2 protein-coding genes are annotated in these 1,893 nt (G+C 67.5%); one reads left to right on the top strand and one right to left on the bottom strand.

Features of this window, described 5'->3' with window-relative positions:
* Positions 1-811 precede the first annotated feature (811 nt).
* Positions 812-1,567, bottom strand: coding sequence for a GntR family transcriptional regulator (locus tag ACFYQA_RS39445; RefSeq protein WP_388928662.1), 756 nt, complete (start codon positions 1,565-1,567; stop codon positions 812-814).
* 78 nt (positions 1,568-1,645) lie between these two features.
* Between ACFYQA_RS39445 and ACFYQA_RS39440 the strand changes: the two genes are divergently transcribed.
* A partial coding sequence (locus ACFYQA_RS39440) for a hypothetical protein (protein WP_388928660.1) occupies positions 1,646-1,893 on the top strand: 248 nt, incomplete at its 3' end.

Here is a 1,893-nt window from a genome sequence, read left to right as displayed (position 1 = left end):
TTGTTGGAAGCGTCAGAACTCCCATCATCCCAGGTCAGCGGGCACCTCTTCTGATTTCTCCGTCCACAGCCCGACCGCTACGCGGTGGATCGAGGTTGAGACTCCACCGACCTCACTATCCGCTGCTGTGTCATTACCGATGCACGGTCCGGTCGTTGCGCAGCGGTATGAAGCCCGAGCGCAGCTTCTGCTCCTGGGCCCACTACCGGCGTGTAGCCGTTGAGGGGCTGGGTGGTCTCGAGAGAGGTGGCGGTCGTCTCCACGAGCATCGGCAGGGACATCCGCATCTCATGGGATACGCGCATAGTGCCTTCCACGGCCTCGGCTTCGTGGACGCGCCCCCGGTCGATCTCGGGACGATGGTCCGGCACGAGGTGACCCCCGCCGACGTCCCGCGCGATGGGGATCCACTGCGGGTGTCCGTACAGGACGCTGCTGGACCCGATCTTCATGTCTCCCTTGGTCGGGGCCGGTCATGTGGCCATCCTCTGGCCAGGAAGGTCCGGCCAGAGCGGAGTTCCCGCCCTAAGACGCAGGTCAGAGCTAACTTGGCTGTGCGAACCGGGCTGGTCTTGAAAACCGTCGTGGCAGCGATGTCACCGTGGGTTCAAATCCCACCGCCTCCGCTTGCTGAGCAGCGCGAACGGTCCCTGACCAGGTCATACGGTCAGGGGCCGTTCTGCTGTGCGCTGCCCGCTCGTCACCGTGTCTCCCCGTGGTTTCCCGCTCGATCGGGCACGGAAGGGGCACGGACGGGGCACGCGCGGACGACCTCATGAGGGCATCGGCAACGGACGCGGGATGCGGCCGGTCAACGACTGATCGGGATCTCGTAGACGATCTCGCAGAGGGCCGCGGGCACCACGATGTCGGCGGTCTCCACGGGCTGCCCCTGGTCGCTGTAGTACGTCCGCCGGATGTGCGTGACCAGTGAGCCCTTCTGGATGCCCAGGAGCGAGGCCTCCTCGGCGGTCGCCTGCCGCGGCTCCGGCTGCTCCACGGCGTGGCTGACGGTGATGCCGATCTCCGCCATGCGGTTCACGACGCCCGCCCCGGCGTGCGGCCCTCCCTCGGGGAGGACGACGAGAGTGCCGGCGGTGAGGTCGTACGGCTCCCAACTCGTCGACAGCTGCACGGGTCTGCCGTTGGCGAGGAACTCGTACGCGGTGCGGACGCACAGGTCGCCCTCGGCGATACCGAGACGCGCCGCGATCTCCGCCGGTGCCGGGATCTTGGCGTCGGTCCGGCTCTCCCAGTCTCCTTGCCTGCCCACGGCCCTCATGTCCGCGCGGAACGGGGAGCCCTCGGGTTGCTCGCGCGCCGACGAACGGACCACCCGTACCCGTTTCCGGGGCTCGGCGACGTAGGTACCGGAACCGGCGCGACCTTCCAGCACACCTTGGGAGATCAGCAGCTCCTGCGCTCGGCGGACCACGTTCTCACCCACCCTGCACTCCTGGGCGATCTGGGCGCGGGAGGGGAGCCGGTCCCCCGCCGTCCACTCGTGCTCCGCGATCCGCTGCCGCAGTTCGTCGGCGATGCGGAGATAGGGCGGCTGCTCAGACATATGGAAAATCTAGTCCACTAGCTCTAATCTAGTTAACTAGCTTCACCTGAAGTGGTCGCCGGTGACGGAGGCTGCCCTGTGCCTGCTTCGGAAGTAAGCGCGGAGGCCATCGCGGCTCGGTTATCGGACGTCGGGCTCACCACGCGTGTGGGGGAGCACGACGGATCCACGGCCATCGAAGCGGAGGTGCCGGAATCGCTCTCCGCCGAGACATGGCGGGAGGTCCTGGACGTGGTGGCCGAGGCCGATCGATTCGGGCTCCTCGCCACCAGCCTGAACGGCCGCACCCTCTGGGCGGTCGTACGCAAAGCGGTCCCCGCGACGGG

Origin of the sequence: Streptomyces sp. NPDC005774 (assembly GCF_042871645.1) — a bacterium.
Taxonomy (GTDB): domain Bacteria; phylum Actinomycetota; class Actinomycetes; order Streptomycetales; family Streptomycetaceae; genus Streptomyces; species Streptomyces pratens.
This window is presented reverse-complemented; position numbering and strand designations above follow the sequence as displayed.